Raw genomic sequence first — 263 nt, forward strand, 5'->3', positions numbered from 1 at the left:
GTTTTTTGTTTTCCAGCAATTAAAAAATTCTCAAAACGGCCTTCTTCATTACATTTCTGAATGGCATATTCTATCGTAACTTCCTGCACTCTTTTGATAATAGGAAGCCAAAATGAATCTGTCAATTTTACATTTTGAATGTTGACTGGTTCAATTTCGTAACCTGCTTTTAAGGCTGAAGTTTTACTCGATTGTACGGCATTGTTTTTGGTTTCTTTACAGGAAGCTAAAACCAGAAGCGAGATGAAAATCGTTAAAATTGG

Annotated in this window: 1 pseudogene; it reads right to left on the minus strand. The window is 33.8% G+C overall.

Annotated elements, in window-relative coordinates:
* Positions 1–263 (minus strand): annotated as a pseudogene (locus ACWA1B_RS22875) (glycoside hydrolase family 127 protein); the annotation flags it as partial.

It is taken from the genome of Flavobacterium xizangense (genome assembly GCF_054075145.1).